The following is a 22,397-nucleotide window of genomic DNA, read 5'->3' as shown; positions in this document are numbered from 1 at the left end:
TCACCAGCCCTTGATGCCGAGCTGCTGCGCCTGCTGGACGACGTCGTCGTCGTACTGGTCAGCACCCTTGGCGGCGTTCGTGATGCCGGAGCCGACCTGCACGCAGATCTTCTCGAGGTTCGGGCCCTTGATCGGCGACAGGAACTCGAGCGCCGGGCTCGCCTTGCCGTCGTCGAGGTACTTCTGCAGGTCGTCGATCATCGGGGGCACGTCGTCCGGCAGTGAGCAGGTCGAGATGACGTACGGGCCACCGGGGGTGCCGGTGTCGTTCTGCACCTTGCAGCCGTCGGCCGAGTTCGCGAAGGCGATGAACTTCTTCGCGGCGGCGAGCTGGTCACCCTCGCTCGTCTTCGGGATGTACAGGCCGTTCGGCTCCCAGATGGTCAGGTTCGTGTCGTCGGCGTCCTCGGCCGGCAGCGCGAACGCACCGATGTCGTCGACCGCGTCCGGGTTGTCCTGCTGCAGGGCCGAGATCGCGTTCGTCAGCATCGGGTACTGCGCCCCGGTGCCGTCGGCGAGCATCTTCAGACCGTTCGCCTGCGTGGCCGAGGCGTAGTCCTCGTTGTAGAGGTCCTTGTCCTTGCCCTCGGCCAGGTGGTCGAAGCCGGCGAGAGCGGGCTCGTCGGCGTAGGACTCCTTGTTGGCGGTGTAGTTGTCCGCCCAGTCCTCGTCCTGTGCCGTGATGTTCGCGAAGTCGCCGAGCACGAACAGCTGGCTGGTCCAGGTGTCGCCGTACGTCTGGATGATCGGGGCGACCTTGCCGGCGTCCTTGATCTTCTCGCTGTTGCTGATGAACTCGTCCCAGGTCGTGGGGACGCTGAGTCCGAGGTCGGCGTAGACCTTCTTGTTGTACATGACGCCGCCGCCGAAGCTCGTGCCGAACGGCGCACCGTAGAGGCCCTTGTCGGTGCTGACGACCTTGGTGAACTGCTCGTCGACGTCCTTCGTCCAGCTCTCGTCGGACAGGTCCACCAGGGTGTTGTCCGGGTTGAGGGCCTGCATGAGCGAACCGGAGTTGTAGTTGAAGACGTCGGCCATCTCGCCGGTCGACAGCTGGGTCTTCACCAGGTTGTCGCCGTCGGTGCCCTGCGGTCGGGTGTCGAACTTGACGGTGATGTCGGGGTTGGCCTTCTCGAACGCCTCGATGAGCGGCTTCGCGGTGGCGGCCGTCGCGGGCGAGTTGTCGGCCTGGTAGGTGATCTGGACCTTGCCGCCGCCTTCGTCGGCGGAGCCGCCGGACGAACACGCCGCGAGCCCGCCGATCAGGACCGTCGCGCCGCCGATGGCGACGAGACGTTTGACGACGGCGCGCTTGGCGAGCGTCCTCGTGGTCAGGGAACGAGCTGACATTCCTTACCTCCTCGTAAGGCCCGGGGCGGGGTACCCCGGGTGAAACGGACCCGGATCCCGCGTCGTCGTGGGCTCCGGTTGCTGCTGTTTAGAACGTTTCAATCAGGATGGAACCACGTCGATTGAAGCGTGTCAATCGCTGCGCCGATTTCGTTACGGGAACGCGCACGCCACGCACCGCAACCCACCCCGTCCATCCGCGAAAGCGACACCGTGCCGCGAACTGTTCGCGTGGATCTGTCGCGTTGCCGGGCCAGACGGTGTCCCGAGCGGCGGGACTGTCGCTTCCGGGCGCTCAGGCCTCGGTGCGGCGGGGGTCGCTCGGTGTCGCCGTGCGCGCGGCTGCTGCACCGGCGCGGCCGAGCGTGCTCTCGCGGGGGACGAGCTCACTGCCGAGCACGACGGCGCGGTGGACGTGCATCGGGTCGGTGAGCTCCTCGAGCAGGAGCTCGACGGCCGCCGCGCCCATCTCCGCACCGTGCATCGTCACCGAGGTCAGCGGCACGGCGCCGCCCCACGCCACCGAGTTGTGGTCGCACCCCGACACGGGGATGTCCTCCGGCACGCGGATGCCGGCAGCTCGGAGCTCCGAGACGACCGCCATCGCGAGCAGGTCCGTGACGCCCAGGACGCCGTCGGGCCGTTCGTCCGCGGGCATCGCCGCGATCCGGGACCCGGCGTGCGTGCCGCCGGGTGGGTCGATGTCACCGGCGTCGATGTCGACGAGTTCCACCCCGGGGTGGCCCGCGATCGCCCGGAGTACGCCGGCGCGGCGGAGTGCGACCGGCTGCAGCTCGGCGCGGGCGCTCACGAAGCCGATGCGTCGGCACCCGCGGGCGATCAGGTGCTCGGCGGCGAGGAACCCCGCCTGTTCGTTGTCGACGACGACGGAGCAGGCATCGACCGTCGTCGGCGCGAAGTTGACGTAGACGACTGGACGACCGTGCCGGCGGGTGAGTTCGACCTGGTCGCGCGACTCGGTCATCGAGGCGAGCAGGATGCCGGACACCCGCGCGCTCTCGAGGTACGCGAGGTGTTCGCCCTGCGCCTGCAGGTCGTCCTCGCTGCTCGCGATCAGGAGCGTGAACCCCCGCTTCCGCGCCGCGAGCTGCGCCCCGTTCACCATGTCGCTGAACAGCGAGTTCCGGAGCGACATCACGACGAGCCCGATCGAACGGCTGCTGCCGGATGCGAGCACCCGGGCGTTGCGGTTCGGCGTGTACCCGAGTTCGGCGATCGCGTCGTGCACGCGAGCGGCGGTGGAGTCGGCCACCCGCTCGGGGTGGTTCAGGACGTTCGAGACCGTCGCGAGCGAGACGCCCGCGCGAGCGGCGACGTGGTGCACGCTCGGCGGGCCGTCACGCCTGGGGACATGCACCATGCTCCGATCGTAGGCCGCAGCGGCGGTCGCTCCGCGCTGGGGCCCGGCTACGCGTCGGCGACGGAGGACTGCCGGACCACGAGCTCCGGCGTGAACTCGACGTGCTCGAGGTCGATGTCCTGCCCGAGCTCGACCTGCTTCGTCAGCAGCTCGATCGCCTGACGCCCGAGGTCCTGTGCCGGCTGGCGCACCGAGGTCAGCGGGACGACGGCTGCTTCGGCGAAGGCGATGTCGTCGTAGCCCACGATCGCGATCTCCTCCGGCACCGCGATCGTGCCCCGCATGATGAACGCCTGTTCGAGGCCCACCGCCAGCAGGTCGTTCGCCGCGAAGACCGCGTCCGGCCGTTCGGCGCGCGGCCGTGCCTGGAGTGCTTCGCCGACACGACGCCCTTCGAGCACGGACAGCGACGCGGTCGGCAGGACCTCGAGCCCGATGCCCGCTGCCCGAGCCGCCGACAGCGCCCCGGCGTGCCGGTCGGCCACCTGGCGGATGCTGGACGGGCCGCCGACGAACGCGATGCGCGTCCGCCCGGTGGCCGCGAGGTGCTCGACCGCGATGCGGCCGCCCGCGACGTCGTCGACGGAGACCGACGCGAAGTGCTCGTCGTCGGCGCGGCGGTCGACGAGCACGACCGCGGTGCCCTGGTCGCGCAGACGGGCGAGTCGGGACAGGTCGTCACCGGCGGGGGAGATGAGCAGACCCGCGACCCGGCGTTCCTCGAACAGGTCGACGTAGGTGCGTTCGCGGTCGGTGGACTCGTCGGAGTTGCCGATGAGGACCGCCAGCCCCTTGTCCATCGCAGCGTCTTCGGCACCGCGGGCGACGTCGGTGAAGAACGGGTTGCCGCCGTCGAGCACGATCAGGCCGACGGTGGAGCTACGGCCGGCCCGGAGTTGCCGTGCGGAGTCGTTGCGGACGAACCCGAGTGTGGCGATGGCCGACTGCACCCGGTCCACCGTGGTCGGGGCCACCTTGTCGGGGCGGTTCAGGACGTTCGACACCGTCCCCAAGGACACGCCGGCGAGCGCTGCCACCTCTCGCACACTGACCGCCATGTGGCCATCCTCGCATCGGGGCGGTCCGCGCGGTCGGCCCGCGCCGTGATCTGTGGAAAACGGCGGCCGGGAGGCGCGGTGCGGGCTGGACCCGGGCCTCCCGTCCGGTGGGTGGTCGCGTCCACCGCACGGTGCTGGGTTGCGGGGCGCGGGCGCACCCCGCGCGTGCTCCGCCCCGGCGTGCACGGTGCGTGCTACGTCGCCACGTGCGAGGTTGCCCGCTCGGTGCGCGCTTGCAGCGCAGCACGGAGCGGGCGACCTCGCACCGAGTGAGCGACCGCGCACCGTGCGCACGCGCAAGACGGGGACTTGCCAAGGCCGGCCGAACCGCACTATCGTCTCGCTGTCCCGTTGAAACGATTCACTGACGAACACGCGAACGGAGGACCAATGGCGGTCCGCATCGGAGCCCGGAGCACCACGGGCTGGAAGGCGACCGTCTCGGTCGCCATGTCGAACTACATCGAGTCGGGGTCGATCATCGCGATCGCCACGAGCCTCAGCCTGTGGCAGGCGCAGTTCCACGTCGGCGACCTCGAGGTCGGCCTCCTGGCGAGCCTGTCCGCCAACGCGTTCGGCGCCGCCGCCGGCGCCATCATCGGCGGGCCCCTGTGCGACCGCTACGGCCGGAAGTTCATCTACACCTACGACCTGCTGCTCTACATGCTCGGCATCCTGCTCGCGGTGTTCGCCGGCAGCTACGGCATGCTGCTGGTCGGCTTCATCCTGACCGGGATCGCGGTCGGCGCCGGCGTCCCCGCGAGCTGGACCTACATCGCCGAGCAGGCACCAGCGGACAAGCGGGCCGCCCACGTCGGCACCGCGCAGCTCGCCTGGTCGATCGGCCCGATGGTCGGGTTCGCGCTGGCCATCGCCGCCGCACCACTCGGACTGCTCGGCAGCCGGCTCATCTTCGCGCACCTGTTCGTCGTCGCCGCCGTGGTCTGGTGGCTCCGCCGCGGGCTGCCGGAGTCGGCGATCTGGAAGGACGAGCGCGCCGCGACCGGCACCGCGAACTTCTTCCACGGGATCACCCAGCTGTTCAGTCGGCGTCGGAACCTGACCGCGATGCTGTTCCTGTTCGGCGTCTACGCGCTCTGGAACACCGTCGCCGGGCAGGCCGGCATCTTCCAGCCGCGGGTGTACTCGGCCACCGGGGTCACGAGCGTCACCGAGCAGTACGGCCTGCAGATCCTGGTGTGGGGGTGCACCGTGGCCGCGACGTACTTCGGCTTCATGCGCTACGGCGACCGGGTCAGTCGACGGCTGCTGTTCGCCCTCGGCGCGGTGCTCGCGATCGTCGCCTGGGCCGTCCTGATCTACGCACCGGCGAACCTCGGGACGCTGCTGTTCTTCGCGATCACGTGGGGTGTGTCGTCGGGCATCGGTGCGCAGGCGTTCTACGGCCTCTGGACGAGCGAGCTCTTCGCCACCCGGTACCGGGCCAGTGCGCAGGGGGTGCTCTTCCTCGCCGCGCGGGTCATGGTGGGCCTGCTGAGCATCTGGTTCCCGCTGCTCCTGTCGGACATCGGGCTCCGCGCACTCGGCGGGCTCATCCTCGGGCTGCTCGCCATGTCGTTCCTGGTCGGCACGATCTGGGCGCCGCGCACACAGGGCAGGACGCTCGAGGCCATCGAGGCCGAGCGGTACGGCACCGTGACCACCGTCACCGGCACCGTGCGTGCCGCCGACGAACGAGCCGTCCGGGACGCCGAGCAGCGTCGCCGCGCCGAGGCCGACCGGTGACGCGGGTCTGCTTCCGACTCCAGGTGCAGGCCGAGCACCTGGACGCCTACCGCGAGCGGCACGCCGCGGTCTGGCCGGCGATGCTCCGGGCGATCGAGGCGGCCGGACGGCGGAACTACTCCCTGTTCCTCGACGACGACGGCCTGCTGATCGGCTACTACGAGACCGACTCGGTGACCGATGCCGACGCGTCGCTCGCGGCGTCCGAGGTCGCAGCCGCGTGGGAGGCGCACATGCAGGACCTGTTCGACGGTGCCGCGGGTCGGGCGGACCAGACCGCGCGGGTGCTGTCCGAGGTGTTCAACCTGGAGGACCAGCTGGCGGCCGCCGCCGAGTGAGGAGCGGGTAGCGTCCGGTCCATGGCCGACGTGACCCACGCCGCGGACCTCGGGATCGACCTGTCCGACGGCACGCCCCAACAGCTCTACCGGTGGTTCCTCGCGAGCATGCTCTTCGGCCGGCCCATCCGGCAGGAGCAGGCGGCGGAGACCTACCGCGTCCTGATCGACCACGGCTTCACCAGTCCGGGGAAGTTCGCGGGCGCCGGACACGAGCAACTGCGGAGGGTCCTGGACGAGGGCGGCTACGGACGGTTCGACCACCAGATGACCGACGCCCTGCACGAGACGATGCACACCCTCGACGCCGACGAGGGCTCCGTGTCGCACCTGGTGAAGACCGCGGCGTCGCGGAAGGACCTGCGCGACCGGCTCGGTTCGCTCAAGGGGGTCGGCCCGAAGACCATCGAGATCTTCCTGCGGGACATCCCCGACGCGGTGCTGCCGGACTGAGCGCAGGTGCTCACGGAGCGCCGACGAACCGCCCAGCCCGTCCATCGCCCGCGTGGCTAGCGTGGAGCCATGCAGCCGCCCGCAGCCGGAACCCTCCGCGTCCTCCACCTCTCCGACACCCACCTGACCGGCGACGGCGCCCTGCACCAGGGCTCCGTCGACACCACCGCGGCCCTCGAGAGCGTGCTCGCCCGCGTCGACGGGGTGCCCGGCATCGGTCTCGTCGTCGTCTCGGGCGACGTGTCCGAGGACGGCAGCCCCGAGTCCTACGCCGCCGTCCTCGAGCGGGTCGGCGGATGGGCGGAGCGGCACGGAGCCGCCCTCGTCGCGGTCCCGGGCAACCACGACCTGCGGGAGGGCTTCCGCCAGGTCCTGTCCAACGGCCACGTCCTCGGTGAGGGCGGCCGCCCGGTGATGCACACGATGGAGTACCACCCGCCGACCGTGCCGGTGTGGGGGCAGTCCCTCGTCGCGGGCCGCCGGATCGTCACGGTCGACACGAGCGTGCCGGGTGCGGGCTACGGCGAGGTCAGCGAAGCGAGCCTGGAACGGCTCCGCACCGCGCTCGCCGGCGACCACGCCCCGCACGGCACGATCGTCGTCCTACACCACCCGCCCCTGCCGGCCCCGACCGAGCTGCACGAGGCGCTGCGCCTGCAGAACCCCGAGGCGCTCGCCGACGTGGTCCGTGGCTCCGACGTGCGCGTCGTCCTGGGCGGGCACTACCACCACCACTTCGCCGGTTCGCTGGCGGGCGTCCCGGTCCTGGTCGCCCCCGGGGTCGCGAACGACACGGACGTCACCGGCGCGTACGACGAGGAATCGGCGTACGTCGACAGCGGCGCCCTCGTCGTCGACGTCGCCGAGGACGGCTCCGTCTGGTCGACGCCGCTGCGCGTCCCGCGCCCCGACGCCGACCCGCTCGCCTTCCACCTCGACGCAGAGACGGTCGCATCCGTCATCGCGGCTGCCGGCAAGCACTGAGCGCCACCTGCGTTGCGCGCGCGACGCGCACTGGACGTGCGCGGCTGCCGGACGGGAGGCCCGTGGCGACGCCGCCACGGGCCTCCCGTCCGCTCGTCGGAACCGTCCACTGCCGGTACCCCGCCTGCTCGGGCTGCACGCGGGGAAACCGAGTAGGCCGGACGCACACGCCAGCGAAGGAGCACCCATGCGGAACGGCAAGGCAGTCCAGTACGACCGGTACGGCGACTTCAGCGTCGTCGAGCTCGTCCCCCAGGACAAGCCGACGGCCGGCCCCGGCGAGATCGTCGTCGAGATCGTCGCCGCCGGGCTGAACCACATCGAGCGGTTCCTGCGCGAGGGGAAGCTCCGGGACCACATCGAGCTCGAGTTCCCGGCACGGCAGGGCGTCGACTTCGCCGGCATCGTCCGGGCGCGTGGCGACGGTGTGAAGGACCTGCGGGTCGGCGACGAGGTCATGGGGCACGCGCCGCAGGGCGGATCGCACGCGAACTGGATCGCGGTGCCGCGTGGCGCGGTCATCAAGAAGCCGGAGTACGTCGGGTGGGAGGTCGCCGGTGGTCTGTACCTCGCCGGGTGCACGGCGGTGTCGGTGGTGCGATCGCTGCGCCTCGGCCCGGAGGACACCGTCGTCATCACCGCGGCAGCGGGCGGTGTCGGGCACATCGAGAGTCAGCTGGCGCACGACGCCGGTGCGACCGTGATCACCCTCGGCAGCGCGCGCAATCACGACTACCTGCGGCAGATCGGGACGCTGCCGGTCGTGTACGGGGAGGGTGAGGAGGAGCGCATCCGAGCGATCGCGGACGGCCGACCGATCACCGCCTTCATCGACAACCACGGGGAGAGCAACGCCGAGCTCCTGGCGGATCGCCTCGGCGTCGGTGCGGAGCGTTTCGTGTCGTCGGACGACCGCCGCGACATCGAGCTCCGGTTCCTGCGCGCCCCGGCAGAGGACGAGGAGACCCGGGAGCTCCTGACCCTGTTGGCGAAGGCCCTGCAGGAACGCCGCTTCCAGGTGCTCATCTCGGGGTTCTACCCGTTCGAGTACATCGTCGAGGCGTACGAGGACCTGGCCGAGATGAAGTCGCGCGGCAAGGTCGTCATCGGCATGCAGACGGTCGAGACCGGAGCGCGGCTCGACTGGTACCGCTCCGAGAAGGCCCGCGACCTGCGGGACCGCTACGCGGATGCGCGCGGCTCCGAGACGGAGACGATGGCGGGCGGATCGGCGACTCCGGCGAGCTGACGCGGTCGGGCCCGACGGTCGGGCCCGACGGTCGGGCTCAGCTCAGGATGTCCTTCGAGGCGAACCGGCTGTACGCCAGTGCACCGAACACGACGACGTAGCCGAGCTGCAGCACCGCGTTCGACCCGAACGAGTCGAACGAGATCGGGTCGCGGAGCAGGTCACCGAATCCCAGCCACTGGTGCGAGAACAGGTACGGGTGCAGCCAGTCGAGCTGGGGCAGCTGGTCGAGGACCTGCGAGGCCCCGGCCAGCACGACCGTCGCGGCCATCGCGCCGACCGGCACGTTCGTCAGCGTCGATGCGAACATGCCGATCGCCACCAGCCCGAGCATCGACATCGCCACGTACAGGGCGAGCAGGAGCGCCCGTCCGGCGTAGGACGCGCCGCCGACCTGGGTGCCGGACAGCAGCGTGACCGGGCCGATCGGGAACAGCACGGCACCGATCGCGGCACCGACGAGCACCACCAGCAGCGTGGCCGCCAGGCAGAACGCCACCGCCCCGGCGAACTTCACCAGGATGAACCGCACCCGACCGGTCGGCGCGACGAGCAGGTAGCGGATGGTGCCGTGGCTGGCTTCCCCCGCCACGGTGTCGCCCGCGACCACGCCGACGGTGAGCGGCAGGAAGAGCGGGATCGACACGGTCAGCGCGGTGAACGCCACGAACAGGCCGTTGTTGGTGATGTCGCCGAGGAACGCCGGGCCACCGTCGTCACCGTCGGTCGTCAGCTTCACGGCGACCGCGATGAGGATCGGCACCAGGGCGAGCGCACCGAGCATCGCCCAGGTGCGGCGACGTCGGAACACCAGCGCGAGTTCGGAGCCGAGCAGGGCGAAGGGGCGCTGCCGGCGCTGAGCCGGCGCGGCGGTGTCCGCCGGCGGACGTGCGGTCTCGGGCAGCGAGCCTGCAGTGTCAGGCAGCGACATCGAAGCCCTCTCCGGTGAGTGCGACGAACAGGTCCTCGAGCGTGCCGCCGCCGACCGTCAGCCCACGGACGCGGACGTCGGCGCGGACGAGCTCGGCGGTGATGGTCTCCGGCAGGAGCTCGTGCGGCAGGTCCGCCACCAGGACGTCGGCGCCGCCGTCGTGCCGGGGCGCGAGCCCGAGCCGCGTCAGCACGCTGCCCGCCTGCCCGACGTCGGGTGTGCGGACGGTCACGGTGCGGGCTCCGGCGGAGCGCAGTTCGTCGAGCTCGCCCTGCGCGACGAGCTTGCCGGTGCGCATCACCGCTGCGTGGGTGCAGACCTGTTCGATCTCGGCGAGCAGGTGGCTCGACACGAACACGGTGGTCCCGTCGTCCGCCAGGGAACGGATGAGGTTGCGGACCTCGCGGGTGCCCTGCGGGTCGAGGCCGTTGGTCGGCTCGTCGAGCACCAGCAGGTCCCGCGGGGAGAGCAGGGCGTTCGCCAGGCCCAGCCGCTGCTTCATGCCGAGCGAGTACGCATGCGCCTTCTTGTCGGCGGCGTGGGTCAGGCCGACGCGGTCGAGGGCGTGTGCGACGCGGTCCTTCCGGGTGCGCGGGTCCGACGTGGGGTCCGCCGCGTCGAAGCGCTGCAGGTTCGCCCGTCCGGACAGGTACGGGTAGAAGGCCGGCCCCTCGACCAGGGCGCCGACGCGCGGCAGCACCTGGTGCAGCGCCTTCGGCATCGACTGGCCGAGCACCTCGATCGTGCCACCCGTCGCGCTCGACAGTCCGAGGAGCATCCGGATCGTGGTCGTCTTGCCGGAGCCGTTCGGTCCGAGGAACCCGAACACTGCGCCGCGCGGCACCGACAGGTCGATGCCGTCGACGGCGCGCTGCTTGCGGAAGACCTTCTGGAGGCCCGTGGTGCGGATGGCGAGGTGGGTGTCCGGGGTCGGGCGGGTCGCGTCCACGGCGGTGCGGTCCGTCGTGCGCGCGGGTTCCGGTGCGCTCACTTCGCGGCGGCGACCAGCGACGACACCGGCACGGCGCCGGCGAGGACCCGGCCGTCGTCGGTCAGGTACACCGACACGAGCGAGGTCTGCACGGCACGGCCGCCGTCGACCGCCTTCGTGAGCTGGCCGAGCAGACCCGAGGCCTCGTCGCCGAGGGACGACTGGTCCACGGTGCCGGCGGGGAGCTCGGCGATCGTGCCCCAGCCCTCACCGGTGAACGTCGGCTCGTCGCCGTCGTGCGCACCGCGAGCGTGGTCGCCCTCCGCGTGGGCGTCGTGCTCGGCGTCGGACAGGTCCTTCTCGGTGACCTTCGCGTTCGACGGCGGCGTGAAGTCGAAGAGCCGCGCGGCCGGGGCGCCGTAGTCGAGGCTGGTGAACCCGACCTGCACCGCGGGGTCGTCCTGCCCGGCGGCCTGGATCGTCGCACGGAGCGGGAGCCCGGTCTGCTGGTCGACCGCCAGTCGGACGGTGCCGACCAGGGTGTCGGAGGACTTCGGCGTCAGGGTGATCTGCCAGGCGTCGTGCCCTGCGACGCTGACCTCGGTCGGCTTCGAGACCGTGGTGGTCGGGGTGATGGCGTCGACGGCCTGCTCCGCGATGTCGGTCGGCGTCGTGGTGCCGTCCTGCGGGGCCTTCGCCGAGTCGGAGGGGATCGTCACGTGCGTGGCGGTGCGCTCCTTCGAGTCCCAGGTCCAGACCTCGGACCCGTTGCGGACCAGGTCCTGCTCGGCGAGCTGCTGCGTCAGCTGGATGCGCTGCTTGCTGGCACCGTCGACGTACACACGGGCGGTGTGCGACGAGGTGAGCAGGCCGAGCACGTCCGAGGCGTCGCCCTCGAGCGAGGATCCGCCGGAGCCGGTCGGCAGCTCGGGGAGTCCGAGGTCGCTCGACTGCGTCAGCTTGCCGGAGTACTGCGCGTCCGACGACTTCGCGATGCTGGCGATGACGTCCGCCGCGGTCGGGTTCGTCCCCGCGATCGGGTCGTTCGCGGCGTTCGCGATCATCGGAGCGGCGACGGCGCCGGCGACGACCACCGGCGCGATGACTGCTGGCAGCCAGGCTGACTTCTTCATCGGGTTCCCCTCGTGGTGCATCGGAGTCGTGAGTACGGTACGTCCGGCCCCCGACAGGCAGCTGGGCGTCGACGGATCGTGATGGTTCGTAGACTCGGGACGCGACCGACGGCGGTCGTGTGGCGGCGAAGGAGGCGGCATGCGGGCGGTGCTCGGTCTGGACATCGGGACGTCGAGCACGAAGGCGCTGCTGGCCCGGTTCGACGGCACCGTGATCGCCGAGGTGGGTCGCAAGCACGACGTCGACCGCCCTGCCCAGGGGCTGGTCGAGATGGACGCGGCCGTGTGGTGGGACGAGTTCACGACGCTGACGCACGAGCTCCTCGCGCTCGTCCCCGATGCCGATGTGCAGGCGGTCGGGGTGAGCGGCATCGGCCCGTGCGTGCTGCTCACCGACGCGGTCGGCGAGCCGTTGCGCCCGGCGGTCCTGTACGGCGTCGACACCCGGACCGCCGACCTGCTGGACGAGCTGACCGCGGAACTCGGCGGCGAGGACGCGGTCCGTGCGCGCTGCGGCTCCGGGCTGAGCACGCAGGCCGCCGGGGCGAAGCTCGCGTGGGTCGCCCGGCGAGAGCCCGAGGTGTGGGCGCGTGCCGTCCGCTTCACGATGCCGGCGTCACGCGTGGTGGAGCTGCTCACCGGGGAGTACGTCCTCGACCACCACTCGGCCAGCCAGACCACGCCGCTCTACGACGTGCACGAGAACGTGTGGATCCCCGAGTGGTGCGAGCGGCTCGCGCCCGACCTGTCCATGCCGCGGCTGCTGTGGTCCGGGGACCAGGCGGGCGTGGTGACGCGCGAGGCGGCCGCGGCCACGGGCCTCCCGGTCGGCATCCCCGTGACGGCCGGCACCATCGACGCGTGGGCGGAGGGCGTGAGCGTCGGCGAGTCCGTGCCGGGCCGGATGTTCCTGCAGTACGGCACCACGATGTTCATGATCGTGCCGACCACCGAGCCGACGCCGGTGCCGGGGATGTGGACGACGGTCGGGACGCACCCGGGGCAGCCGAGCGTGTCGGGAGGGATGGCGACCTCCGGGGCGATCACCGACTGGCTGCGACGGTTGGTCGACGGCGAGTGGGCGACCATGCTCGAGGAGGCGCGGTGTGCCGGGATCGGCGCGAACGGGCTGTTGATGCTGCCGTACTTCGCGGGGGAGCGGACGCCCATCGCCGATCCGGACGCGCGCGGGGTGATCGCCGGGCTGACCGTGCGGCACACCCGTGGCGACGTCTACCGGGCGACGCTCGAGGCGACGGCCTACGCGGTCCGGCACAACATCGAGGTGCTGCGTGCCGCCGGGGTCGAGGTCCGCGAGCTCGTCGGGGCCGGCGGCGGGCTGCTCGGACGGCTCTGGCCGACGATCGTGAGCGACGTGACCGGGCTGCGGCAGACGGTGCCGTCGGTGACCGTGGGGGCGTCGTACGGGTCGGCGTTCCTCGCGGCAGCGCTCGTGGCCGACGTCGACATCCGGCAGTGGAACCCGCCGTCGACGATCATCGAGCCGGACCCCGTCGCGACGGCTGCGTACGAGCCCGGCTACCACGACTACCGCGAGCTGTACGAGGCGACGAAGGCCGTCGTGCACCGCTTGGCCGCGCGGAGCTGAACGCTCCACACCGCGCAAGGGACACAGCACCGCGCAGATGCACGGTGCTGTGTCCGGAACCTGGTTCCGCGGGGCTGTGGCCTACGCCGGCGCGTCGACGCCGGCGGGCGCGCTGCCGTCGTACTCGCAGATCGCCTGGACCTTCGAAGCACTGGCACTGGAGCGGTCGAACTCGTAGCCGAGCCACTCCTTCGCCAGCCGGCGGGCGAGCTCGACGCCGACGACGCGCTGGCCCATGCAGAGGACCTGGGCGTCGTTCGACAGGATCGAGCGCTCCACGCTGTACGAGTCGTGCGCGGTGACGGCACGGATGCCCGGCACCTTGTTGGCGCTGATCGCCACTCCGAGGCCGGTGCCGCAGATCAGGATCGCGCGGTCGGCCTCGCCGTTCGCGACCAGGCGTGCGGCGTCGACGGCGACGTGCGGGTACGCCGTGTGGCCGTCCGCGTCGACGCCGACGTCGGTGACGTCCGACACCCGGTCGTCGGCGAGCAGGTCGGCCTTGATGATCTCCTTGTAGTCGAACCCGGCGTCGTCGGACCCGATCACGAGACGGTACGTCATGCGTGTGTTCCTTCCTTGTCAGCACGGGCGGCGAGGACCTCGCCGATCCGCGTGAGGATCATCCCCATCGAGGTGGCACCCGCGTCGGGTGTCCCCAGGCTCTTCTCCGCCAGCGGTCGGGCACGCCCGACCTTCGGTGTGAGGTCTGTGGTCGCAGCGGCTTCCGTCACCGCGACCTGGGCGGCAGCCTGCCACGCCACGGTGAGTGGACGGCCAGCGTCGACGCCGCTCCGCAGCTCGTCCACGAACGGCAGCAGTGCGTCGAGCAGCGTCTTGTCCCCGCGGGACGCCCCACCCAGGTGCACGATCGAGTCGGCGAAGGCCTGCGCGGCCTCGACGACGTCGGACGCCTCGTACGCGGAGCGGTCGTCGCGCAGCGACCGACCGAAGGCCTCGAGTGCCGCACCCCACAGGACTCCCGAGGTGCCGCCCGCGAACTCGGCCCACGCGTCACCGGCGCGTCCGAGGACGAAGGCGACCCCCGCCTCCTGGCCGACCCTGCCGACGGCCGTGCGGGCCGCACCGATCCCCTTCACCATGCCGCGTCCGTGGTCGCCGTCGCCGGCGACCGCGTCGATGCGGCCGAGTTCTTCCTCGTGCTCCCGCAGGAGCGCGTCGACCGCGTCGATCGCGTCGCGCGCCGTCTGCGCGGCCTGTCGGGAGGCACTGCTCGCGTCCGGCACGACCGTCGCCTCGTCCTCGGCGTCGTCCACTGCGTCGGCCGGCAGCAACGCCGCGATCGGCGCCGCCGCCTTGCGGTACGCGGGCGTGTAGGTGTCCGCACGCCACAGGGGCTCGAGCTCGTCGTCGAGCCACTGCAGGGTCAGCGAGCAGCCACCCATGTCGAGGCTCGTGACGAGTTCTCCGACCTCGGGCTCGACGACCTCGAGGCCGGCCTCCTGCAGCAGCGGGAGCACGCGGCCCCAGAGCAGGAAGAGCTCCTCGTACTTCGTGTCGCCGAGGCCGTTGAGGATCGGGGCGACCCGGGTCCGCGCACCGGCCGGTCGGTCGGCGAGGAGTCGTGACACGAGCAGGTCGGCGAGTTCGGTCGCACGCAGGAGTGGGACGTCCTCGATGCCGGGCTCCCCGTGGATGCCGAGCCCGAGGCCGAGGTGGCCGTCGGGCACGGTGAAGAGCGGTTCGGTCGCACCGGGCATGGTGCACCCGGAGAACGCGACGCCGATGGTGCGGGTCGCCGCGTTGCTCCGGTTGCCCAGCCGCTCGACCTCGTCGAGGGACGCACCTTCGGCGGCGGCCGCGCCCATCGCCTTGAAGACCGAGAAGTCCCCGGCGATGCCGCGGCGCTTCGACTCCTCGTCGGCGCTCGCGATGTCGTCGGTGACGACGACGATGCGGGTGTCGATGCCCTCGGCACGCAGGCGCTCGGCCGCGAGTCCGAAGTTCATGGTGTCGCCGGCGTAGTTGCCGAAGGACAGCACGACACCCTTCCCCTGGTCCGCCGCCTTGGCGACCGAGTAGACCTGCGCGGTCGACGGCGAGGTGAAGACGTTGCCGACGACGGCGCCGGTGGCGAACCCGGGGCCGACGATCCCGCAGAACGCCGGGTAGTGGCCGGAACCGCCGCCGACGACCACCGCGACCTGGGGTTCTGCGCCCTCGGTGGGCAGGGTGACGACGCCGCCGTGGACGCCGCGGACGCGGTCGGCGTAGAGCGCGAGCCAGCCGGCGAGCTGGTCCTCGGCGAACTCGTCGGGGGCGTCGTGGATCGTGGTCATGCTGGAGCCCTTCAGTGGGAGGTACGGGCGCCCTGGGGCACCTTGAGGAAGTGGATCATCACGAACGCGCAGGCGTACAGGCCGACGAAGGTCCAGGTCGCGGCCTCACCGCCACCGCCGAGCGCGAACACCGCCGCGACCACACCGGTGCCGAGGAACGCCGCACCACCGGCCGCCGTCGTGTACATCGCCATCGCGGCGCCCTTGTGCTCGGGGGCGAGCGCCGGCATGATCGCGCCCATCGGCACGAAGCCTGCGAGCAGGCAGCCGAACACGCAGCCGGCGACGACGGAGAGCACGTAGCCCCAGTCGGACCCGGCGGGGACGAGCTGCGGGACGTACCACCAGGCGATGAGGCCGAGGGCGGATCCGACGATGCCGAACCACTTGACGGTGCGCTGCCAGCCGATCTTGTCGCCGACCCAGCCGAACAGGGCGTTCACGAGGATGTTCGTGGCGTAGACGCAGACCGTCATGAGGAGCCAGCGGCTCTGGCCCCACCCGCGCTCGTTCGCGATGACGGCGGGCAGGACGACGAACATGCCGAACTCGGGCGCGGTGTTGATCAGGCGGACCAGGAAGCCCATCAGGATCTTCGGCCGGGTGACGGTCAGGCGGATGCCGCTCGTCAGCACCTGCCAGGCGCTCTCGCCGGCCGGGGCGATGCGGGAGAACCCGTTCGGCAGGCGCACGCCGAACAGCATGACGAGGAAGCCGATCACGACGAGGCCGATCGAGGCGACCATCGCGCCCGTCTCGCCGATCGTGCCGCCGCCGAACACCGGGATGGCACCGATCGCGAAGAGCGAGCCGAGCGTCGGCAGGCCGCCCGTGAACGCGACGTAGAACCAGCCGACGGCCGAACCGTTCCGCTCGACCGGGGTGGTGATGTTCACCCAGACCAGGAACGCGAACGCGAAGAGCGGGTAGCCGAAGCCCCGGACGGCGTAGGCGACGGCCGCGAACGGCACGCTGCCGATGTTCAGCGCGAGGAGGAACAGCACCTCGAAGACGACCCAGACGGCGAACCCGAGGATCATCACCCGGCGCGGTCCGATCAGGTCGGACAGGGCGCCGGAGACGTAGCTGCCGATCAACGCGGCGAGGCTGTAGAAGGTGACGATCGTCGCGACGGTGGCCTCGGGGCTGCCGAGGACCGCGACCATGTGCGGGGTGATGAAGTTCGACTCGACGCCGTTTCCGGTCATGAAGACCAGGACGGCGACGAACCCGAGGGCGAGGGGACGAGGGATGCCCATCCGGTCGAGGCGACCCTCTGCGCGAGGGGTGGTGGGCGCACCGGTGGCGCGCTGTGTCGTCGTTGACATGCTTGCTGACTCCAGGGGTGGGCGGGCTCAGGCCTGCAGGGACGGGATGATCGAGACCTTGACGCTCGCGCCGGCGGAGTCGCCGACCAGGTCGAGCGCCTCCTGGAACCGCTCGAGCGGGAACTGGTGCGTGCAGATCTCCGACATCGGCAGGGTCTCGGCCTCGAGCAGCTTGATCGCCGCCGGCCAGGTGTGCGGACCGAGGTGGGCACCGCGGACGTCGAGCTCCTTGTCGTCCGAGATGATCGACCAGTCGACGGAGACGTCGTCCTTGAACACCGAGTACTCGACGAAGGTGCCGAGCTTCCGCAGCAGGTTGAGCCCCTGCGGGACCGCGGACGGGTGGCCGGTCGCCTCGATGTAGACGTCGGCGCCGTAGCCGTCGGTGAGCTCCTTGACCTGGGCGACCGCGTCCTCCTCGGCGATGTTGATCGTCAGGTCCGCGCCGACCTTGCGGGCCAGTTCGAGCTTCGCGTCGACCACGTCGAGGGCGATGATCCGGAGCGGGTTCTTCTGCCGCGCACCGGCGATGGCGGAGAGGCCGATCGGTCCTGCGCCGGCGATCACGACGGTGTCGCCGAACTTGATGTCCCCGCGCTCGACGGCGTGGAACGCGCAGGACAGGGGCTCGGCGAACGCGGCGACCTGACCGGGCAGGGCGCTCGACACCGGGTGGGTCAGTGCCTTGGCGGGGACGAGGACGTACTCGGCCATCGCGCCGTCGTGGCCCTTGAACCCGAACATGTCGTGGACGTTGCACATCCAGTACGCACCCTCGAGGCAGTACCGGCACTCCCAGCACGGCACGATCTGCTCGCACGCGATTCGGTCCCCGAGCGAGACCTTCCGCTTCGCCAGGGTGTCGTCGTCGCCGGAGACGATCGTCCCGACGAACTCGTGCCCGGGGATGCGATCGGTCTCGGCCCAGGCGGCGCGGTTCTCGTCACCCCAGAACTTCGCGGCGCCGTGGTAGCACTTCAGGTCGCTCGCGCAGATGCCGACGGCGTCGGTGCGGAGCAGGAGTTCGCCGGGGCCGGGCGTCGGCACGGGGCGTTCCTCGAGCCGGTAGTCGCCGGGGCCGTGGACGACGACGGCTCGCATCGTCGTGGGGATGGTCGTGGTGGCGGTCGTGGCCGCGTGCTCGGTCGTCGTCGACATGGGCTGCTCCTTCGTTGGACGGCTTCGGCGATGACTGTACACCTCACAGAACGTTTGTCCAGAACACAATTTCTGGTAGGTTCCGACCGAACGCAAAGGAGCGCCCATGACCACCAGCACCCCGACCGACTTCGCCGCAACCCTCCGACCGGGGCCGGACACGATCGACTTCACCAACGACTTCGCCGGACGGACGGCGGTGGTGACGGGCGGCGCCTCCGGCATCGGCAACGCCATCGCCCGGGCGCTCGCCGCACGGGGTGCGCGGGTCGCGATCGTCGACGTCCGTGCGGACGGCGCCACGGCGGCGGCAGCCGACCTGCCGGGTGCGGCCGGTGCACCGGGCTCGGCCGACGCGCCGGGCGCGGCCACGGGCCTCCATGCCGGGTTCGGCTGCGACGTGACGGACGAGACCTCCGTGGCGCGCACCGTCGCCGAGGTCGTCGCCCGCTTCGGACGCATCGACGTCCTCGTCAACTGCGCCGGGATCGCCGCACTCGCTCCGGCGGACGAACTGTCCGCCGAGACCTGGTCGAGGACGATCGACGTCAACCTGACCGGGACGTTCCGCGTCGCCCAGGCCGCCGGTCGGCACATGCTCGCCGCCGGGTACGGGCGCGTGGTGAACATCGCCTCGCAGGCGGCGCACGTCGGCATCGACGGGCACGCCGCCTACTGCGCCTCGAAGGCCGGCGTCATCGGACTCACCCGCGTGCTCGCGCTCGAGTGGGGCGGCCGGGGCGTCACCGTGAACACCGTGTCGCCCACCGTCGTCCTCACCGACCTCGGCCGGGCCGCGTGGGCGAACGAGAACGGGATCCGGCACCAGGACGAGATCCCCACCGGCCGGTTCGCCACCCCGGACGAGATCGCCGCCGCGGTGCTGTTCCTGGCGGGGGAGTCGAGCGCCATGGTGAACGGGGCCGACCTCCGGGTGGACGGCGGGTTCACGATCCGCTGACGCGCGCCAGGGCTACGATCGCCCCATGTCCGCCGAGATCCCCGCCGCCGAGGGTGCCCGGACCCGTTTCCCGCTCGACACCGTCTACCAGGCGGCGCGGATGTACTACCTCGAGGACGCCACCCAGGTCGAGATCGCCTCGCGCCTCGGGGTCTCGCGGCCCACGGTCAGCCGGCTCGTCGCCGAGGCGCGCAAGGCCGGACTCGTCCGCATCGAGGTCGTCGACCCGTTCCAGGACGAGACCGTCGCGCTCGCCGAACGGCTGCAGGTGGTGCTCGGGATCCGAGCCGTGCACCTGGCCGCCGTCACCCACACCGCCACGCTCGGTGCGGACCTCGCCGCACCCCTCGCCGCTGCGGTCGAGGGCATGGGGCTCGTCCCCGGCGACGCCGTCCTGATGTCGTCGGGCCGCACCGTGTACGACGTCGCACACGCGGGCATGCCGAGCCTGCCCGGTGTGCAACTCGTCCCGACGGTGGGCGGCCAGGCGGACCCGATGCCGTGGTTCCAGACGAACGAGATCACCCGGACCGCCGCCGAGCACTCCGGGGCGATCCCCGCGTTCCTGTTCGCGCAGGCCCTGCCGTCCCCCGCGATGCGCTCCTCGCTCGACGAGGATCCGGCGTTCCAGCACGTCGTCGGGCTCTGGGGGCGGGCGAAGGGCGCGATCCTCGGCATCGGTGCGCCGACGCCGACGCGTGACGCCCTGGCGCGGGGCGTCCCCGTCGAGGACGCCGCGTTCGACCACGCCGCTGGCGACGTCTGCCTCAACTTCTACGCGGCGGACGGCTCGCCCATCGAGTTCCCCGGCAGCGACCGGATGGTGCGGACATCGCGCGAGGTCCTGTCCGGTGTGCCGCACGCCGTCGGCGTCGCCGTCGGCGGCGCCAAGGTCGGCAGCATCGTCGGCGCGGTGCGCGGGGGACTCGTCAACGAGCTGGTGTCGGACGCGGCGACGGCGCGCGCCCTGCTCGACGCGCTCGCCTGAGCGGTCTGCCGCGACCACGGGGCGGACGGGAGGCGCGGGTCGGGGCCGCACCGCGCCTCCCGGCCGTTGGATCCCGCGTCTAGTGGGTGCGCCGCACGTCCCACAGGTGGTGGACGGGGTCGTGCGCGTAGTAGGTGGCGAGCGTCGCGACGGTGAAGGCACTGCCGTCGGACCGCAGGCCCGTCCGCTCGAGCTGGTCGTCGCGGACCTCGTCGAACGCCCGGGCTGCCCGGTGTGCCGCCTCGCCGAGTTCGCGGGCGACCACGGCCGGGTCCTGCTCGCCGTAGTGCTCCTCGACCGCCGTGGCGTCCTGGTCCCAGTTCGGGAACGTCGGGGCGTCCTCGGCGAGCATCAGCGCGAGCCGCTCGGTCATCTTCCGGTGCACGTCGCGCACGTGGGCGCCGTACTCGAGTGCTGACCAGGTGTGGTCATCGGGACGCTCACGCACGTCGTCCCGGCCGAGTTCGGTCGGCCACGCGGTCGTGTTCGCGTCGATGATCCCCGGCGCGTCGCGGATCGACACCGTGGTGCCGTCGTAGCCGCACTCGGGGCAGGTGCCCTCGATGACCCAGGTCCAGCTCTTCGTCTCGGGTTCGATCGCCATGCGCCGATGTTATGTCCTCGGTACTCAGCTTCGCGGATCCGCAGAGACATGCGGATCGGTCCCCACCCCCGTTCGGGTGACACGCCGTTGCCTGGGAATCACCGGCCAATGACATTTCGGTCGCTCGGTAACGTCGCTCGCTGTTCTGGGCCGGTACCCGTCGGCTCACTGATCCCCCCGAGGAGCGATGCATGGGTTCCGACCCCAGCAGTACCCACACCCGGCCGCACCGACGTCTGCGCGAGAGCGACGTCACCGTGGTCGACAAGAGCATGATGCGCCGCGCGGTCAGCGGCATGGTCGTCGGCAACACGATGGAGTGGTACGACGTCGGTGTCTACGGCTACCTGGCGGTCACGATGGGGAAGGTCTTCCTGCCGACGGCCGAGCCCGCCGTGCAGATCCTGTTCAGCCTCGGTGTCTTCGCGGCGACCTACATCGCCCGTCCGCTCGGCGGCATCGTCTTCGGTCGTCTCGGCGACCGGATCGGTCGGCAGAAGGTGCTCGCGACGACGCTCATCACGATGGCGGCGTCGACGTTCCTCATCGGTGCGCTGCCCGCCTACGCGACGATCGGCGTGTTCGCACCGATCGTGCTGGTCGTGCTGAAGCTGGCGCAGGGCTTCTCGACCGGTGGTGAGTACGCCGGCGCGACGACGTTCGTGACCGAGTACGCACCGGACCGGCGCCGCGGGTTCTTCGCGAGCATCCTGGACTTCGGCAGCTACCTGGGCTTCGCGCTCGGCGCGACCGTCGTCTCGGTGCTGCAGATCACCCTCGGCGAGGACGCGATGGTCGCCTACGGCTGGCGGTTCCCGTTCCTGGCGGCCGGCGTGATCGGCGTCGTGGCGATCTGGTTCCGCCTGCGCATCGAGGAGTCGCCGGTGTTCCAGGCGACCCAGGCGGCGCAGGAGGCTGCGTCCGAGACCCGTGCGTCCTTCGACGGCGAGCGTCCGGCGAACGTGCTCGTGATGGTGCGCGACCACTGGCGACCGATCGTCATCGCGATCATGCTCGTCGCGGCCTCGAACACCGTCGGGTACGCCCTGACCTCGTACATGCCGACGTACCTGACCGACTCGCTCGGGTACTCCGCCCTCGACGGCACGCTGCTGACGATCCCGGTCCTCCTGCTGCTCGCGGTGATGCTGCCGCTGACGGGCAAGCTGTCCGACACGCTCGGCCGACGCGTCGTGATGTGGATCGGTGCCGCCACCACCGTCGTGCTCGTCGTGCCGGCGTTCATGCTGATCGGCCACGGCGCGCAGTGGTCGACGCTCGCCGGGCTCGGGCTGCTCGCGCTGATGACGGCGCTGTGGGTGTCGAACCAGGCGGCCTCACTGCCGGCGCTGTTCCCCACCTCGACGCGGTACGGCGGCATGGGCTTCGCGTACAACATCGCCATCGCGGTGTTCGGCGGGACGACGCCCCTGATCGTGCAGGCGCTGCTGACCGTGTCCGGCGACGAACTCGCCCCGGCGTACTTCCTGATGGCGATGAGCGTCGTCGGTGCGATCGGTGTCTTCTGCATGAAGGAGTCCTCGCGTCGCCCGCTGCCCGGCTCGATGCCCGCGGTCGAGACCGAGGCCGAGGCGAAGGAGCTGGTGCTCACGCAGGACACCAACCCGCACCTGGACCTGGGGGATCTGCCGTTCGCCGCGCAGGACGCCGCAGCCCGGGCCGCGCGCGACGCCGAGGCCGTGCCGGCGCGCTGACGCCGGGGCGCTCGCGACGCGACCACGGGCGGGAGGCGCGGTGCAGGTCCGACCTGCACCGCGCCTCCCGTCTGTGCGTGCGCATGCTGCGACGATCCACGCGTCGATCGACTCGTGTTCTGTCGGAAGATGCGCACGCACCGGATGCGTGCGCATGGTGCGACGATCCACGCGTCGATC

The 22,397-nt window shown here is 71.3% G+C and carries 20 protein-coding genes; 9 read left to right on the top strand and 11 right to left on the bottom strand.

Features of this window, described 5'->3' with window-relative positions; all coding sequences use genetic code 11:
• From ACXKZB_RS14520 to ACXKZB_RS14510, 3 genes are all read right to left on the bottom strand, one after another.
• Positions 1-1,350, bottom strand: a complete 1,350-nt coding sequence (locus tag ACXKZB_RS14520) for an ABC transporter substrate-binding protein (protein WP_488823592.1) — start codon at positions 1,348-1,350, stop codon at positions 1-3.
• A gap of 295 nt (positions 1,351-1,645) precedes the next feature.
• Positions 1,646-2,731, bottom strand: coding sequence for a LacI family DNA-binding transcriptional regulator (locus ACXKZB_RS14515; protein WP_488823591.1), 1,086 nt, complete (start codon positions 2,729-2,731; stop codon positions 1,646-1,648).
• 47 nt (positions 2,732-2,778) lie between these two features.
• Positions 2,779-3,789, bottom strand: coding sequence for a LacI family DNA-binding transcriptional regulator (locus ACXKZB_RS14510; RefSeq protein ID WP_340197573.1), 1,011 nt, complete (start codon positions 3,787-3,789; stop codon positions 2,779-2,781).
• Positions 3,790-4,179: 390 nt separating this feature from the next.
• Here ACXKZB_RS14510 and ACXKZB_RS14505 point away from each other — a divergent pair, with 390 nt between their 5' ends.
• The 5 genes from ACXKZB_RS14505 to ACXKZB_RS14485 all read left to right on the top strand — a co-directional run bounded on the left by ACXKZB_RS14505 (position 4,180) and on the right by ACXKZB_RS14485 (position 8,559).
• A complete protein-coding gene (locus ACXKZB_RS14505) occupies positions 4,180-5,535 on the top strand; it encodes an MFS transporter (RefSeq protein ID WP_488823590.1) in 1,356 nt (451 codons plus the stop codon).
• Entirely contained in the window at positions 5,532-5,873 is a 342-nt protein-coding gene (locus ACXKZB_RS14500) for an L-rhamnose mutarotase (protein WP_488823589.1), read from the top strand. The genes ACXKZB_RS14505 and ACXKZB_RS14500 overlap by 4 nt, the downstream gene beginning before the upstream one ends.
• A 21-nt stretch (positions 5,874-5,894) precedes the next feature.
• Entirely contained in the window at positions 5,895-6,326 is a 432-nt protein-coding gene (locus ACXKZB_RS14495) for a DNA glycosylase family protein (RefSeq protein WP_488823588.1), read from the top strand.
• A 69-nt stretch (positions 6,327-6,395) separates the two neighbouring features.
• Positions 6,396-7,310, top strand: a complete 915-nt coding sequence (locus ACXKZB_RS14490; RefSeq protein ID WP_123313993.1) for a metallophosphoesterase — start codon at positions 6,396-6,398, stop codon at positions 7,308-7,310.
• 187 nt (positions 7,311-7,497) lie between these two features.
• Entirely contained in the window at positions 7,498-8,559 is a 1,062-nt protein-coding gene (locus tag ACXKZB_RS14485; protein ID WP_456794787.1) for an NADP-dependent oxidoreductase, read from the top strand.
• A gap of 37 nt (positions 8,560-8,596) precedes the next feature.
• Here the strand turns inward: ACXKZB_RS14485 and ACXKZB_RS14480 are convergent, their stop codons facing one another.
• From ACXKZB_RS14480 to ACXKZB_RS14470, 3 genes are read right to left on the bottom strand one after another with little or no spacing between them, the layout of a single operon-like run.
• On the bottom strand, positions 8,597-9,490 hold the full coding sequence (locus ACXKZB_RS14480) for an ABC transporter permease (protein WP_488823587.1): 894 nt from the start codon (positions 9,488-9,490) through the stop codon (positions 8,597-8,599).
• Positions 9,477-10,439: an ABC transporter ATP-binding protein gene (locus ACXKZB_RS14475; protein WP_488823586.1), complete on the bottom strand. Its 963-nt coding sequence runs from the start codon at positions 10,437-10,439 to the stop codon at positions 9,477-9,479. The genes ACXKZB_RS14480 and ACXKZB_RS14475 overlap by 14 nt, the downstream gene beginning before the upstream one ends.
• Before the next feature lie 38 nt (positions 10,440-10,477).
• Positions 10,478-11,554 (bottom strand): LolA family protein, encoded by a 1,077-nt coding sequence (locus tag ACXKZB_RS14470; RefSeq protein ID WP_488823585.1) that lies wholly within the window; start codon positions 11,552-11,554, stop codon positions 10,478-10,480.
• Between the two features lie 139 nt (positions 11,555-11,693).
• Between ACXKZB_RS14470 and ACXKZB_RS14465 the strand changes: the two genes are divergently transcribed.
• Positions 11,694-13,163, top strand: coding sequence for an FGGY-family carbohydrate kinase (locus ACXKZB_RS14465; protein WP_488823584.1), 1,470 nt, complete (start codon positions 11,694-11,696; stop codon positions 13,161-13,163).
• 81 nt (positions 13,164-13,244) lie between these two features.
• On the opposite strand, the gene ACXKZB_RS14460 is transcribed toward ACXKZB_RS14465, so the two are convergent.
• The 4 genes from ACXKZB_RS14460 to ACXKZB_RS14445 are packed head-to-tail and all read right to left on the bottom strand — an operon-like array spanning position 13,245 to position 17,949.
• Positions 13,245-13,727: a ribose-5-phosphate isomerase gene (locus ACXKZB_RS14460; protein WP_222658265.1), complete on the bottom strand. Its 483-nt coding sequence runs from the start codon at positions 13,725-13,727 to the stop codon at positions 13,245-13,247.
• A complete protein-coding gene (locus ACXKZB_RS14455) occupies positions 13,724-15,463 on the bottom strand; it encodes a dihydroxyacetone kinase family protein (protein ID WP_488823583.1) in 1,740 nt (579 codons plus the stop codon). Before ACXKZB_RS14455 ends, ACXKZB_RS14460 begins: the two co-directional genes overlap by 4 nt.
• An 11-nt stretch (positions 15,464-15,474) precedes the next feature.
• A complete protein-coding gene (locus ACXKZB_RS14450) occupies positions 15,475-16,791 on the bottom strand; it encodes an MFS transporter (RefSeq protein ID WP_488823582.1) in 1,317 nt (438 codons plus the stop codon).
• A gap of 27 nt (positions 16,792-16,818) precedes the next feature.
• On the bottom strand, positions 16,819-17,949 hold the full coding sequence (locus ACXKZB_RS14445) for a zinc-binding dehydrogenase (protein WP_488823581.1): 1,131 nt from the start codon (positions 17,947-17,949) through the stop codon (positions 16,819-16,821).
• A 106-nt stretch (positions 17,950-18,055) separates the two neighbouring features.
• On the opposite strand from ACXKZB_RS14445, the gene ACXKZB_RS14440 reads away from it, so the two are divergent.
• Positions 18,056-18,910 carry a GolD/DthD family dehydrogenase gene (locus tag ACXKZB_RS14440; RefSeq protein ID WP_488823580.1) on the top strand — a complete coding sequence of 285 codons (855 nt, stop codon included), beginning with the start codon at positions 18,056-18,058 and terminating at the stop codon, positions 18,908-18,910.
• Positions 18,911-18,935: 25 nt separating this feature from the next.
• Positions 18,936-19,898, top strand: coding sequence for a sugar-binding transcriptional regulator (locus tag ACXKZB_RS14435; protein WP_488823579.1), 963 nt, complete (start codon positions 18,936-18,938; stop codon positions 19,896-19,898).
• A 79-nt stretch (positions 19,899-19,977) separates the two neighbouring features.
• On the opposite strand, the gene ACXKZB_RS14430 is transcribed toward ACXKZB_RS14435, so the two are convergent.
• Positions 19,978-20,502, bottom strand: coding sequence for a DinB family protein (locus ACXKZB_RS14430; RefSeq protein ID WP_488823578.1), 525 nt, complete (start codon positions 20,500-20,502; stop codon positions 19,978-19,980).
• A gap of 191 nt (positions 20,503-20,693) precedes the next feature.
• On the opposite strand from ACXKZB_RS14430, the gene ACXKZB_RS14425 reads away from it, so the two are divergent.
• On the top strand, positions 20,694-22,217 hold the full coding sequence (locus ACXKZB_RS14425; protein WP_488823577.1) for an MFS transporter: 1,524 nt from the start codon (positions 20,694-20,696) through the stop codon (positions 22,215-22,217).
• Positions 22,218-22,397: the final 180 nt, after the last annotated feature.

The sequence above is a fragment of the Curtobacterium sp. ABR8 genome, from assembly GCF_057812125.1.
This window is presented reverse-complemented; position numbering and strand designations above follow the sequence as displayed.